We start from the raw sequence: 13,876 nt of genomic DNA, 5'->3' as shown, positions 1-13,876 counted from the left end.
GGCTACAATAAATAACACCAATTTAATCTGTTGCCGTTATCCTGTCCGGAAATTTTTTTTCAGGATAAGCAGGGAGATAACAAGGGTACAACACAAGTGAATAATTATTAGATTTGATAAAAATCGTATAGCCATCGAACCACACGCGGAAAATACCGATACAGCCCTGCTCCGGTCCTGGCAAAACGGCGATGAAAAAGCCTTTGACCAGCTTTATGCCCGTCATTATATCAGGCTGGTGAACCTGGCCTATAAAAAGACCGGGCATATGGAGGCATCGCAGGAACTGGTACAGGATGTGTTCCTGTCACTCTACCGCCAACAGTCACGGTTACCCGAAAATACCGTCCTGGAAAACTACCTCTTTATTGCCACCCGTAACCGTATCTATAACCATCACCGGCAACAGCTTTTGCAACTGAAGAAGGAAGCCCTTCTCCGTGAAAACTATATGCCAGCGTCTGGCATCGGGCCTGATAAACTGGAACTGAAAGAACTGGAAACCAGGTTACGCCGTAAAATACAACAGCTGCCCGATCAGTGCCGCGCCGTTTTCCTCCTCAGCCGCGAAGAACAACTCTCCAATAAGGAAGTGGCCGAACGACTGCACATTTCTGTGAATACCGTGGAACAACATATGCGCAAAGCACTCCGCATTCTTCGGGCTTCCATCAACGATGAGCTGATTATGATGCTCATAGCGGTAACTATGATTCACATGATTTGAACTGATTCGCCTGATAGCGGATTGGCCCGCCTTTCAATAAAAAAATAAGGAAATAACAAAATAAGAAAATAATGAATGTCGATCTTATCGTAGCTGAACTGAAAGACGTAGACCTGTTGCATCATGTTTGCACAACGGCTTATACACAACATTTCACTAACCAATGGGAGTCCGCTGCTGCGCTGGAGCAGTACCTTGTCGGCTCTTTTTCTACAGACCGCCTGACGAAGGACATCCTGGAGCCAGGCACGGCTTATTACCTGATCTATGCAGACGGTCAGCCTGCGGGCTTCGTCAAACTCAATGACCAGCTGAAGGAAGCGGGGCAGGCATCGCTTTTCCCCCATGCGCTGGAACTGGAGCGTATCTATATGCTGGCTGCCGCCAAAGGTACCGGCGTTGGTAAAATAGCCATGGAAAAGATAGAAGGGATCGCCCGAGAGAAACAAAAGCCCACTATTGTATTGTATGTGGTGGATGTCAACGAAACGGCCATCCGGTTTTATGAGCGTAACGGGTTTGTAAAGACAGGGAAAACAAGGCTGGAATTGCCCGGGTTTAAGGAAGAAGTAAAACCCACGACAATTATGTGTAAAACGTTGTCTGGCTTATAAAACAAGGCCTGGGGAGATAGTTGATCGGGAAATTATCGCGTCTTTTTTTTAGTCGCTGCTTTCTTCGCTTTGGGTTTTTTCGGAAGGCGCAGGCTCATCTCATTCAGTGCGAGGGTCATTACCTCCTGAGGTGTTACATACAGTACAGCAGCCAGTTTCACGCATTCGGCTATTTTCATCAGTTCCGGCTGTGCAAGTTTTTTTGAAAGGGTGGCTTTATTGAAACCGGCGTCTTTTGTTAATTCGGTATGCTTGACGTATGCCAACAGTGTCCTAAAGTTGTAAATGCCAGGGTCCAGGCTCCTTTCCTTCTCTGGAAGCGCGGCTTCGGCAATCCCCTTTCTGATCAATCCGGAAAGTGTATGTCGTTTTGATTCTGGAATTTCCATGGTGACATGCTCAGTTTTTCAAATTAACTGAGTTATCCTTTTTATTGCCTTTACAGTTTATGAAATTGGATTAGTTGTTTATAAAGTTGTATATTGTGTTTACGTTTTTGACTTTTATTCACCAAAACACGCGTCTGGATGGGGGTAACCGTAAATCTGGAGGGAAGTAGGAAGCTTAGGAGGATTTTTTATGCATCTGGTTAAGTGCCAGTGTCATGATAACCTGTGGCGTCAATCCAAATGCTTTACCCAATAAAATACATTCTTCAATTTTTAATAACCCGGGATTCATCAGCTTTTTGTACAGGGTGGACTTGTGGATACCTACCGCCGTTCCTACGGTGGTCATTGGAATAATATCATAGATACCTCTGAGGTCTTTTATCTGACCTCCCTCTATCAGTGTGCGCACTGCCTCAAATCTGGGATCTTTTCCTTTTGCCATTTCTGAATGTTTCGAATTGGAAAATACAGCTCATGGGGTTAATCTGCCGTTTGTTATTCTAAAATTGACTATAGTGGATATGAAATAGCATTTATGGGTTATAAAAATGACTATTTTTTTCTCAGCACTTACGGGTATACCAATAATCAGTCCACTGCAGTATGATTTCCCTCAAATCATTACCACAATGGAAGATCCATTTTACGACGATCATGATGGTTCCTTCAAATGGTTCATCATTGTCTTTGTATTCTTTATGGTGCTGCTCTGGACTTTTGCCTGGATCGGCGCCGAACATTAGTTCTAAGGGTTAAACCACTGTGAGGCGTTGTTTCTACAATCTGCCTCACCATCTCAACAAATACATAATCCATTTTAACGGCGGTGGTGTCTACCACTGCTACTTTTTTAGACGGGCAGGGATTATCTTTGCTGTCGTCAAACACCTACCGACAATGCAGCAAACCACCGAATATGACAACGCGGCATCCCGCGTAACAGCATGGTTTTGGGTACCCGGACTGTTTCTGACCTTCCTGTTGGCCAATTCTGTATTGGGCGCACGCTTGCGGGAAGGACAGGGGAATGACCCCGTGAATCTGATAGGGTCCCAAACTATTATTTTTGGCTGGTGCTTTCTTGTGTGGCTGGTGGCGGCCTATGCGGTACAAACCAGTTACCTGCCCCGCTGGCTTCGGCTGGCCGGTACGCTGTGTATCGCTGCTGTTATCTCTGTGGCTTTCTATTACCTCTCGCCATTTGAAGATTATCCGCTGACACCCTTCCGGCAACTGCCGCCTGGCAGGGCACTGCTCAGGCTTAGTTACCGTGGCCTATTGGTGGGTGCCTTTATATACCCGGTGGTGTATTCTCTGGCCGCCGCCCGCAAACTGGCGCTGGAAAAACTGAAAGTGGAAAGGAAGGAACGGGCGCTGCTACAGATCCGGACCACCCAGCTGGAAGCCATGGTGGCGGAACGTACCGCAGCGCTGGAAAAAACCATCGCTCAACTGGAACAGGCGCGGCGCCAGCTGGCTGAAAATAACTCCTCCGGCAAGGCCTGAGTACGACCGTATACCCCTGGCCGTAGTAATCTGACTACAACGATTTAATATTATTGCTACAAATGTGGATGTGCAGGTGCGCTACTTTTGCTGTACGCAGTTAAAGGCCGTTCAGCCATTGTTATAGCATATCGTCTGTTATCCTGCCATTCGGGAGGCGGATGGTGCTCTCATACCGGCAGAAGGTGCTGCCTGATTCGCCTAATCGGAAATGGACAATAAACGGACAGTTTTTTAACCTCAATGGCCGGGGAGATGGTCCCCGGCCATATTTTTTACTGGCGGAAACGGCGCCAGCTTTCCCACAGTAATCCCCCGGCTACCATGGCTAGCAGTATCCAGGAAGAAACGGCGGCAATCTTACGGCCAGTGATAAATGTTTTCGGACGGAACTCAAACACAATATCATGTTTGCCGGCAGGGACCTTTAACCCGCGCAGGGCGTAGTTCACCCGGATAATATCTGCTTCCTGGTGATCAATATAGGCTTTCCAGCCGGCAGGATAGTAGATGTCGGAGAAAACAGCTAAACCATCATACGTATTGTGACTGCTGAAATGCAGATCATTAAGGCCATACTTCGTCAAAACGATACCAGCGCTGCTGTCCTTTGCCGGCGCGAGATTGCCCAACTGCGCCTGGAAGCGGCGGTCAATCACGACCGTATCAGCCGGATTAAAACTGTCCATGGCGCTCATCTCTGCATCTGCATTAGCGGCCCAGTGGATGCCGTTCACAAACCAGGCATTGCCCAGCGCCTGCGGATTGAACTGCGCTACCGGCTGACCGGTAGACGGGTCCGGGGCAATGATGTAACGGGTGTTTAGCATATTGAGCACCGCACGGTTGTTTTTGGCAATCTGATGTTCAATCAAATCCTGGTAAATCCACAATTTGGCCGGGCTTTGGCCACCGATGGACTTATGCATGTAGGAGGTATTGGCATCGAGGAACGGGTTCGTGGTGGCATTCAGTACCCGGAAATAAGGGGTTTTGTCCTGGAGGATTTTTTCGTCGGCAGCAGTTGGCGAAATATAGGTGGCCAGCTGATCAGGATTCATAAAACTCTCTTCGTTCATGTAATTTTTATCTACCTGGAACAAATCGAACAACACAATGGCCGTCAGCAGTACCAGTGTCGGCGCGGCTTTCAGCTTGTCTTTGAGATAAGCCCACAATACGCCATAGGCTATCGCGATCAGTACCAGCGCACGGATACCATCCCGGAACAGCAGGCTGCTGCGGTCTTTCCTCAGCGCTGCCATCAAGGTATTGGCGGCATCTTTACTGCCCATCATCCGCGTGTACTGTTGCAGTACAGACGCATCATTAGGACCACTGAAGGAATAGATGAACGGCCCGAAAATAGCCACACCGATGACAAGGCCACCGGTGATAACAGCAGATTTTTGCAGGGCCTGCATCAATTGCGCTTTGGGCAGTTTGTTGTCTATCAGCTCCTGCAATGCCCAACAGGCCAGCACTACAAAGCTCACCTGCACTATCACCAGCGCCATGGTAGGTGCCCTGAATTTGTTATATAACGGGAGATGATAGAACAAAAAGTTATTGAAGGCTGCAAAGTTGTGGCCCCAGCTGATCAGGATGGCGAAGGCCGCCACGGCTACCCACCACCATTTGTGCGGACTACGGATGATCAATAGTGACAGTACTGTCAACAAACAAATGATCACGCCAATGTATACAGGTCCGGCTGTCATCGGCTGCCCCGCCCAGTATAGTGGCCACCGGCGGCTGTTGGCCAGCTGTTCTGCCTGCACGGCCGGTACGCCCAGCGTTGTCAGCGCTTTGTAGGTATGTGAATTGACAGACAGTTTTTCTGCCGTGGAATTGCCCACCACGCCGGGTACAAGCATGGTAAATGTTTCCCCCGGGCCATAACTCCACTGGAATGCATACTCCACATCCAAGCCAGATTGGCCCTTTTGTTTGCTGCTCAGTTCAGATTCGCTGCCGCGGATGGTGTAATGGGTGTATTCCTTTAATATCAGCAGGTTGTCCATATTGGGCAGTATCGCCAGTATGGCCGCTACTGCCAATAGCGCCGAAGCCTTGAAGAACGCGGGCAATTGTTTCTCCCGAAAGGCAAAAATAAAAGTACTGATCACGAGCCCCATCACCATGATAAGCGTGTAGTAGGTGATCTGCAGGTGGTTATTATAGATAAGCAGGCTGGTGGTGATGGCTGTTAAACAGGCACCGGCGATCCATTTTCCGCGATAGGTGAGGATAATGCCCGCCAGTACCGGCGCCATATAGGCCATGGCCATCACTTTGGTGATATGGCCCGTTTCCATGCTGATAATACTGAACGTGGCAAAACCATAGGCAATAGCGCCCAATATTCTTATCCAGTAACGGAAATCGAGCACACATAACAGCAGGTACATGCCCAGCATATTCACAAACAGCATGTCTGCCGGATTGGGCAGCCAGAGGGTGAACAGTTTGTTGAGATAGGAGATCACAGTCACCGGTGGACCGGTAAAGATCACATAGGTGGGCATTCCGCCAAACATACTGTTGGTCCACATTGGTATTTCACCAGTGGTGTTATAGAAGTCCAGTGCCTCTTTTTGCATGCCTTTATGATGCATCATGTCTGACTGGAACAGGGCTTTTCCATCCAGCACGGGGCTGCAAAACAGCAGGGCCAGGCCCGCAAAAAGCGCTATGGCGGCCACATGCAGCCAGAGGGTTTTCATCCGGTTGTTATTCATTGTTGATTTTTTCGTACTGGCGTTAATGCCAGACGGGCGTCAAAATAATGAATTTGTATGACCGGCGAAAATCCGCACAGGATAACATTAGTGGTCCATCGCCACTACGGGAGGAGTATTCTTTTTCCGGCCGGAGGCTACCAGCAGTAGCGGCAACGACACCAGGAACACCAGCCCCATCACCAAAAAAGCATCGCTGAAACTGAGCAGCATGCCCTGCCGCGTGATACTATGATCGAGCAGTTGCACCGCCTGCTGATGTGCATGCGATGCTGACGCTCCCTTGCTCTGGAAAAACTGCGTATAGCCGTGCAGGCGGTTATACACGGCAGGATTAGACGGATCGAGATGGCTCACAAGGTCGTAACGGTGTTGTGCATTACGTTTCGCCAGATAGGTGTTGATCAGTGCGATGCCAAAGGAGCCACCCAGTTGCCGCATCATGTTGTTGAGCGCCGCTCCCTGTGGTATGTCCACCGGCGGCAGTGATGAAACCGCCAGGGTGGTGAGCGGCACCGTCATCAGCGCCATGCCCAGCGCACGCCATATCAGCGAGCCGCTGATGGCTGCTGATGTTGCGTTCTGGTTCAACTGCGACATTTGCCAGCTGAAGAGGATGAACATGCTCATACCGGTGAGGATAAGGTATAAAGGCGACAGGCCGCGTTGCAGCAGGCGTGCGCTGATCACGAGTCCGCCGATGGCCAGGAAAGCACCGGGCAGCAACAACATGCCTGTTTGCAGTGGCGTGAAATAAAGCAGGCGCTGGGCAAACACCGGTGTTAGAAATACCGAGGCAAACATACCGGTGCCCGATATAAAAGTGAGGATGGCGCCCACGCTGAGGTTCCGGCTTTTCAGTACCCGCAGGTTTACTACGGGATGGGCTATACGTAATTCCCACCAGATAAAAATACCAATGCCGAATACGGCTATCACGCTCAACCAGGTGATGTACGCCGCTTCAAACCAGTCGTCTGTTTCGCCGCGTTCCAGTACTGTTTGCAAAGCGCTCACGCCAACAGCCAGCAGGATGATGCCGGTCCAGTCGATGCGGGTGGACTGTGTTTGCCGCGGTGGTTCGTCCAGGAGCATGTAACAAACAACGGCAACGAGTATACCGATAGGTACATTGATGTAGAATATCCACGGCCAGCTGTAGAATTCCGTGATGTAGCCGCCGAGGGTAGGACCGATGGTCGGTCCAACGAATACGCCTATCCCAAAGATGGCGCTGGCCACGTTCTGTTTTTCTTTCGGAAACTGGCGGAACACGATCACCTGTGATACCGACAACAGTGCGCCGCCGCCTATGCCCTGCAGGAAGCGGAAGAGCACCAGTGTCCAGATGTTGCTGGCTTGTCCGCACATGAAGGAGAAGAACGTAAAAGCCAGGATGGAACCAATGTAGTAGTTACGCTGTCCCAGCCGCGCCGCGAGGAAACTGGTGATGGGGATGATGATCACGTTGGCGATGGCGTAGGCGGTGATCACCCAGGAGGTGTCTTCCAGTGTGGCGCCGAGGTTACCGCTCATGTGTGACAAGGCTACGTTGACGATGGACGTGTCTATCAGTTCCATGATGGCCGCGGCTATGACCGCGACCACCAGTATTTTACTTTTCATACCGATTGGTATATTTTATGACGAAAAAAATCAGGAACGGGTGTTGACCATTTGCAGGACCTGCGCCGGTGAGGTGGATTGCAGCAGTTGCCATACCTGCCGGGTTTGACCGATATGGATTTCGTAATCATCATTTGTTAGCGCTTCCATAAAGCCTGTGGCCACTTCGCTGGGCGGAATACCTTTCTCGCCGCCGATTTCGCGGGAGAAGTCGGTGTTCACCATCGGCGGCATCAGTTCAAATATCCGTATAGGCGCCACCGATACCCGCAGTGATTGTGTGTAGGAGTGGAGCGCCGCTTTGCTGGCCGCATAGGTGGGCACCTTGGTAAACGGCACCAATGCTGTTATGGAGCTTACATTGACGATCGCCGCTTCCGGTTGGTTTTGCAACATGGGCAGGAGATATTCTGTCAGTTGCAGGATGGCGAGATAGTTAGTCAGCATTTCATCCGCCGCTTTATCGATGGCCCGCGCCGTGTCTGTCAACTCATAGGCGTATGCTTTGCCAGCATTGTTGATGAGCATATTGAGCTGCGGATATTCCTGTTGCAGTGTTTTTACCAGCGCTTTTACCTGCGTGTCTTTAGTGACGTCGCATATCATGGGAATAAGGCCGGGTGTGCCTGCAGCAGCTTGTTGCAGCCGTGCTTCATCTCTGCCGGTGATGATCACCCGGTTGCCTGCTGCTGATAATGCCTGTGCCAGCGCCAGTCCTATGCCAGCACTGCCGCCGGTAATTAATACCGTGTTACCTTCTGTTTTCATATCAAAATAATTATACCAATCGGTATATTTTAGAATAAAAAAATAGCTGAATAAAAAATAAACAAATGATCAGAGCTGGTTGACAAACGTTTCCAGCGACTGCATGATCGCATTGCGGTAATGCATTTTGCCGGTCAGCTTGGTGATCATGATACATCCTTCTATCATAGCGATGATCGTCAGCGCTGTTTGTTCCGGGTTGGTCTGCGAACTGAACTCCCCCTGACGGATGCCCCGTGTAATATCATGTGCGATGCTGTCCTTCCATTTGCTCACCGCCTCAGCGGCGCGCTGTTTCAGTGCGGGGTGTGTATCGTCGGCTTCTGTGGCGGTGTTCAGGATAGGGCAACCACCTACGGGGAATGGATGTTTCAGGAAATTAGTATATACATGCACATAAGCCAGCAGCTTGTCGCGGTAAGTTTCCTGCTTCGCTTTTTCCTGCCGTACAATATCAGCCACCTGGCGGATGTTATATTCAAATGCCGCCAGCGCTACTTCGTCTTTATTAGCGAAGTTGCCATATATGCTGCCTTTCGTCAGCCCTGTAGCATTGGTCATGTCGGTCAGCGAGGTGCCCGCATACCCTTTCTCGTTGAACACAGGAGCGGTCTTCTCCACAATAAACTGTTTCGTTCTGGCTGCTTTGTTCATATTCTCCGTGTTTGATGAAACAAAATTATACCATTTGGTATAAAACGAAAAATCTTTTTTCCAAACCCAGGGCTGAAAGCCCTGGGCTAAGATGTTTATCACTCGTAAAAGATTGAGATGTTCATCACTCGTAAAAGATTAAGATGTTCATCACTCGTAAAAGATTAAGATGTTTATCACTCATAAAAGATAAGGTCCCTCATTAGAAAGAAATTGAATAAGATCTTAGCCCAGGGCTTCAGCCCTGGGAACCGGGAATAAAAAACGCCCATGAGATCAAAAGCGAAGGGCCGACACAATGGTCGGCCCTTCGCTTTTATGAAAGAAATCAGCTTATTCAGCAGGCTCCTGCGGTGTTGGTGGTTGGGGATGTTTTTTCTTCTCCGCCCAGTAGTACAGCGGCGGGATAACCACCGGCGTAAACAGCAGCGTGAAGGTAAGTCCGCCAATGATCACCGTGGCCAGCGGCCTTTGCACATCGGAACCGATGCCGGTACTGATGGCGGCGGGCACCAGACCGATGATAGCTACCATCAGCATCATCATAATGGCCTTGAACTGGTCTACCGCTACCCGCTGCACGGAAGCGCGCAGGGTGAGGGGCGACTTGTACATCTCACGGTTGAGTGCAGACACCAGCAACACGCCGGCCATCACCGAGATACCGAAGATGGACACGAAACCTACGCCGGCAGACACGTTGAAGTGATAGCCGCGGAGGAACAGTGCCACAATACCGCCGGCAAGGGCCACCAGTATGCAACTCATGGTCACGAACGTATGCTTCATGCTTTTAAACAGCATGAACAGGAACACGAACACAATCACGATGGTCAGCGGAATGGTGAGTGACAGCTGTTTACCGGCACGTTCCAGGTTCTCGTACTGACCGCCATAGATAATATCATAGCCTTTAGGCACATGTACGCTTTTATCGATTTTTTCCTGGAGTTCTTTTACGAAAGAGCCCTGGTCACGGCCTCTTACGTTGGTACGTACAGTCACCATACGTTTGCCATCGATGCGGTAGATGTTGGTCTGCCCATCGATGAACTGGATATCCGCCAGCTGGTCCATCGGTATCAGTGCGCCGGTGGCGGCAGGTACCTGCAGATTGCGAATGGCTTCCACAGTGCTTCTGTCCTGCGGCAGATAACGGATAATGATATCGTACCGTTTGGTGCCGTCGTATAATGTACCGATCGGTTTACCGCCGATAGCGGCTTCAATCATCGACTGGATATCGCTGACATTGATACCGAAGCGGGCAGCATTTTCACGGTTGATATTGATGGCCAGCTGGGCTTGGGTGCCTTCCTGTTCAATGTTCACGGAAGCAGAGCCCTGTGTGGCTTTCACGATCGCCGCGATACTGTCGGCTTTGGGCCGCATCAGGGACAGGTCATCGCCCACAACAGAGATAGCCAGATCGGCGGCGCTACCGGTCACAATTTCCATTACCTGGTCAATGATCGGCTGACCGGAGTTGAAAGACGTACCCGGAATATTCTTTTCCAGGTCGGCCTGTATACGTTTAACGAGTTCTTTTTTAGTGATGGTATCGCTCCACAGTTTGTAATCCTTCAGGCCCACCAGTATCTCGGTACGGTTGGCGGGGAAGGGGTCAGTACCATCGTCGTTACGGCCGGTTTGTGTGATCACGTATTTCACCGGCGGATAGGAGGAGATCACTTTCCGGATGATGGGTGCGATCTTGGCGTTTTCCTGGATGGTCACACCAGCAGGCATAAACGAACGCATGAAGATAGAGCCTTCATCCAGTTCGGGGAGGAATTCCGTACCCAGCTTGCCGGCGAGGCCTATCATCAGCACAATGATCACCGTAGCAACGAGCACCGTTTGCCGGTGGAAGCGCAGGAAGAAATTGAGCGAACGCTGGTACAGGTGTTCCAGGAAGTCCAATATCCTGTTGCGGTGTTCCTTCATGGGTTTGTCGGAAGACAGCGCTTTTTTGTAGGCATAGGAAATGAGCACCGGGATGAGCGTGAGCGCGCAGATCATAGCGCCTATCACCGCAAAAGCCAGTGTGAGGGCCATGGGAGAGAAGAGTTTGCCTTCCACGCGGGTCATCATCAAAATCGGCGTATAGGCGAGGATGATAATAGTAACCGAGAAGAATATTTCACGTCCCACTTCCTGCGCAGCAGAGAGGGTGATGCCGATGATGCCGCCCTGTTTCTCCTGCGGTGTGGCGTTGCGGTAGCGGCGTATCAAGTGTTCCGCCATCACGCAGGCGCCATCCACGATGATACCGAAGTCGATAGCACCGAGTGACAGCAGGTTGGCCGGAATGCCGGTGAGCCGCATCAGGATAAATGCAAACAGCAGGGAGAACGGAATGGTGGCGGTCACCACCAGCGCAGAACGGATGCTGCCCAGGAAAAATACCAGGATGATCACCACGATGCTGACACCCATAAAGAGCGTATGCGCCACGGTTTCAAGGGAGTGGTCGATCAGGAAGCTGCGGTCGTACAGTACGCGGAGCTTCACGCCTTCGGGCAGTTCTGTTTCCGACAGCAGGGCCAGTTTTTCCTTCAGGGCTTTCAGGGCTATGCTGGGGTTTTCGCCACGGCGTAGCAGGATGATGCCTTCGGGGGAGCCTACCTTGTCAATGTTTTCATCGGGCACAGCGTAGCCCATTACGCCGGAAGGCGGCGGGGGCGCTGTCTCCACGGTGGCTACATCTTTTACGTATACCGGTACACCGTTAACAGCCGTGAGCACGATGTTGCGTAGGTCTTTTTCAGACTTCACGGCGCCGAGGCCTCTCACGGCGAAACCTTGTCCGCCGCGTTCGATCACGTTACCACCGGTGTTGAGGTTGTTTTTCTGTACCGCATCGATCACAGATTGCAGGGTAAGGTTGTACTTACGCAGTTTCTCCGGAGAGGTGAGGATATGAAATTGTTTGAGCGGCCCGCCGAAGTTGGTCACATCGGCAATGCCTGGCACTTGCAGGATGGCCGGGCGTATTACCCAGTCCTGCAGGTCTCTCAGTTGCATGGGCGTAAAGCTGGGCGGTGCTTCCACCACGTAGCGGTAAATTTCGCCTACGGCGGTGGTGAGTGGCGCCAGTTCCGGCGTAACGCCTTCCGGCAGGGAAAGGGACGAGAGCCTTTCTATTACCTGTTGACGGGCGAAATAGTCATCGGTGCCGTCCTGGAAAGTCAGCTGTACTACCGAGAGGCCGAAGATGGTACGGCTTCTGCGGTCGAGTACGCGGGGTACGTTGTTAAGTGCCCGTTCAATGGGAATAGTTACCTGTTGCTCCACTTCTTCAGCCGCGCGGCCGTCGAAAGGTGCTACGATGATAACGTTGGTGTCAGCGATATCGGGGTAGGCTTCAATTTTCAGCTGGGTAAAACACCAGTAACCGATCACTGACAAGACCACAGCGCCAATGATGACTGCCCAACGGTTACGTAAAGAGAATATCAGAATGTTACGGATCATGCTTCAAATTGATCTACGTGATGGGTAATAATAAAGCCTCCTTTGTAGGTGCTCCTCAGCAGTTTAAGCACTTCCCGCACTTTGTCGTCTTCATCTATGAGGGTGATCATCATTGGAGGTTCGTCAAAAGAAAATATTTCATCCGGGCGTTTCATGCGCTGGTTAACGCCGAAGCCCATGACACCGCGGTATACGGTAGCTCCTTTGACATTGTTGTTCATCAGGAGCTGCATAATGTATTCGTACAGGGGGCGGGTACCGTACATATCATCTTTGTCAATAAAGATTTGTGCCTGTAGCATAATTATATTTTTAGTAACCGAATGAAATACCTTTTAACTGCATGGAGCCGTCTGTTACCACTTTGTCGCCTGGTTGCACGCCGGTGAGCACCACCATGCGGTCGCCTACCTGTGAGGCGGTCATTACTTCACGGCGAACGAAAGTGCGTTCATCTGTTTTGATGAAGACGTAGTTTTTGCCCTGTACGGTTACCACGGCGGCGCGCGGAACAGAAAGGGAGTTGCCTTCACTGACACCGAATTTAACGGTAGCATACATGCCGGCGCGGAGTTTATGCTGGATATCTGCAATCGTAATTCTCAGTTTCACCATGCGGGTGATATTGTCTACCACTTCGCCCACGTTTTCGATAACGCCGGTAAAGGTTTCGCCGGGGTAGGAGTTGAACTGCAGTTTACAGCTGCTGCCTTCTTTTACTTTGGTGATCTGGTTTTCCGGCATCTCGCAAATGAGCCAGGTTTTATCGGTTTTGGCTGTTACGAGTGATTGTGGATCGAAGCCGGCCAGTTTCAGTTTGGATTCATGCTCAATGATAGATGTCTTTTCATTGGCGAGGTCTGTTTCCGCGATGGCCATGTCTGTTTGCGCAGTGATGAGCTCCGTTTTGGCATCAGATACATCTTTGCCGGTACCGGCGCCGTGTTCGGCGAGGTCTTTAAAGCGGTCCAGCTCTATTTGTTTCTGGGCGGCGATCGCTTTTTTCTGCCGGATGATGTTGCCTTTTTCCCGGATGTTGATGATGTGTTGCAACATTTCGGTGTAGCTGGCGGTGATGTCCGGGTTGTCGAACAGCACGATGTTTTGTGAGGCGTTGCCGTTGGAGCGTACCACGGTGGCGGCTACGTGTGCCGGTGCCATCAGTTCGGCGTTCAGGTCGCTCTGGGTAGCTTCCTGTGTTTTGAAGAAGTGAAGGGTAAGGCTGTCGGGGGGCAGTTTAATCGTGCGTCCACTGTCTTCCACCACGGTTTTGGTGGCAGGGGCAGGCTTGTTTTCATGGTGCTGTCCGCAAGACATAGCCAGCCATGCGATGCTTGCTATCGATAAGCCAAAGGCAGTCTTTGTCATCTG

Annotated in this window: 12 protein-coding genes; 3 read left to right on the top strand and 9 right to left on the bottom strand. The window is 50.8% G+C overall.

Annotated elements, in window-relative coordinates; all coding sequences use genetic code 11:
- Positions 1-100 precede the first annotated feature (100 nt).
- Positions 101-727, top strand: coding sequence for an RNA polymerase sigma-70 factor (locus HHL17_RS28290; RefSeq protein WP_169228248.1), 627 nt, complete (start codon positions 101-103; stop codon positions 725-727).
- Positions 728-798: 71 nt separating this feature from the next.
- On the top strand, positions 799-1,341 hold the full coding sequence (locus HHL17_RS28285) for a GNAT family N-acetyltransferase (RefSeq protein ID WP_169228180.1): 543 nt from the start codon (positions 799-801) through the stop codon (positions 1,339-1,341).
- Positions 1,342-1,373: 32 nt separating this feature from the next.
- On the opposite strand, the gene HHL17_RS28280 is transcribed toward HHL17_RS28285, so the two are convergent.
- A complete protein-coding gene (locus HHL17_RS28280; protein WP_169228179.1) occupies positions 1,374-1,730 on the bottom strand; it encodes a hypothetical protein in 357 nt (118 codons plus the stop codon).
- A gap of 175 nt (positions 1,731-1,905) precedes the next feature.
- On the bottom strand, positions 1,906-2,175 hold the full coding sequence (locus HHL17_RS28275; protein WP_169228178.1) for a hypothetical protein: 270 nt from the start codon (positions 2,173-2,175) through the stop codon (positions 1,906-1,908).
- A gap of 455 nt (positions 2,176-2,630) precedes the next feature.
- Here HHL17_RS28275 and HHL17_RS28270 point away from each other — a divergent pair, with 455 nt between their 5' ends.
- The gene (locus tag HHL17_RS28270; protein WP_169228177.1) at positions 2,631-3,239 is read left to right on the top strand and encodes a hypothetical protein; all 609 of its coding nucleotides are present in this window, start codon (positions 2,631-2,633) and stop codon (positions 3,237-3,239) included.
- A 275-nt stretch (positions 3,240-3,514) separates the two neighbouring features.
- Here the strand turns inward: HHL17_RS28270 and HHL17_RS28265 are convergent, their stop codons facing one another.
- From HHL17_RS28265 to HHL17_RS28235, 7 genes are all read right to left on the bottom strand, one after another.
- Positions 3,515-5,980 (bottom strand): YfhO family protein, encoded by a 2,466-nt coding sequence (locus HHL17_RS28265; protein ID WP_169228176.1) that lies wholly within the window; start codon positions 5,978-5,980, stop codon positions 3,515-3,517.
- 87 nt (positions 5,981-6,067) lie between these two features.
- Positions 6,068-7,606 carry a DHA2 family efflux MFS transporter permease subunit gene (locus HHL17_RS28260; protein ID WP_169228175.1) on the bottom strand — a complete coding sequence of 513 codons (1,539 nt, stop codon included), beginning with the start codon at positions 7,604-7,606 and terminating at the stop codon, positions 6,068-6,070.
- A gap of 30 nt (positions 7,607-7,636) precedes the next feature.
- Entirely contained in the window at positions 7,637-8,374 is a 738-nt protein-coding gene (locus HHL17_RS28255) for an SDR family oxidoreductase (RefSeq protein ID WP_169228174.1), read from the bottom strand.
- A gap of 69 nt (positions 8,375-8,443) precedes the next feature.
- A complete protein-coding gene (locus HHL17_RS28250) occupies positions 8,444-9,028 on the bottom strand; it encodes a TetR/AcrR family transcriptional regulator (RefSeq protein ID WP_169228173.1) in 585 nt (194 codons plus the stop codon).
- A 333-nt stretch (positions 9,029-9,361) separates the two neighbouring features.
- On the bottom strand, positions 9,362-12,505 hold the full coding sequence (locus tag HHL17_RS28245) for an efflux RND transporter permease subunit (protein ID WP_169228172.1): 3,144 nt from the start codon (positions 12,503-12,505) through the stop codon (positions 9,362-9,364).
- Positions 12,502-12,807 carry a DUF190 domain-containing protein gene (locus tag HHL17_RS28240; protein WP_169228171.1) on the bottom strand — a complete coding sequence of 102 codons (306 nt, stop codon included), beginning with the start codon at positions 12,805-12,807 and terminating at the stop codon, positions 12,502-12,504. Before HHL17_RS28240 ends, HHL17_RS28245 begins: the two co-directional genes overlap by 4 nt.
- 10 nt (positions 12,808-12,817) lie before the next feature.
- Positions 12,818-13,873, bottom strand: a complete 1,056-nt coding sequence (locus HHL17_RS28235) for an efflux RND transporter periplasmic adaptor subunit (protein WP_169228170.1) — start codon at positions 13,871-13,873, stop codon at positions 12,818-12,820.
- Between the last annotated feature and the right edge of the window lie 3 nt (positions 13,874-13,876).

Origin of the sequence: Chitinophaga fulva, from assembly GCF_012927205.1 — a bacterium.
Classification (GTDB): domain Bacteria; phylum Bacteroidota; class Bacteroidia; order Chitinophagales; family Chitinophagaceae; genus Chitinophaga; species Chitinophaga fulva.
The sequence above is the reverse complement of the archived record's forward strand: the minus strand, read 5'-3'. Positions and strand labels throughout refer to the sequence as shown.